This is a genomic window from Mesorhizobium sp. M7A.F.Ca.CA.004.12.1.1, assembly GCF_003997835.1.
Classification (GTDB): Bacteria; Pseudomonadota; Alphaproteobacteria; order Rhizobiales; family Rhizobiaceae; genus Mesorhizobium.
Genome location: NZ_RZRK01001507.1, coordinates 1 through 448, shown reverse-complemented (window position 1 = coordinate 448; position 448 = coordinate 1). Strand labels below are relative to the sequence as shown.

General features: G+C 65.4%; 1 protein-coding gene. It reads right to left on the bottom strand.

Translation table 11 applies throughout. The features are described 5' to 3' along the window. Positions 1 to 448 (bottom strand): MFS transporter (locus tag EN984_RS37280; RefSeq protein WP_127384484.1); only part of this gene is annotated, 448 nt, incomplete at both ends.

Here is a 448-nt window from a genome sequence, read left to right as displayed (position 1 = left end):
GCCATGAGGCCCTCGCCGCTGGCGCTCATCGAGGTCAGCCCATAGGCAAGCGCGCCGAAGGCCAATGTCGCGAGCGCTGCACCACCGAGATCCAGGCTGCGTTTCTCCGTCGGCGTATCGGCAGGAACCTTGGCCAGCAGAAGCCAGATCGAGATCAAGCCCAGCGGCAGGTTGATGGCAAAGATCGCCCGCCAGATGCCGTCGCCGAAGGCCGACAGCACGAAACCGCCGAACACCGGGCCAAGTGCCGTGGTCAGCGCTGAAGCCGCCGCCCAGATCCCAATCGCGCGGCCGCGTTCTTTCTTCGGGTAGGCCTTGGCGATGATGGCGAGGCTGCCGGGCACCATGATTGCCGCACCGATGCCCTGCAACGCGCGAAATGCGATCAGCACAATGGCATTCGGCGCCAGCGCACAGGCCAGCGAAGCGACGATGAACAGCGCAATGC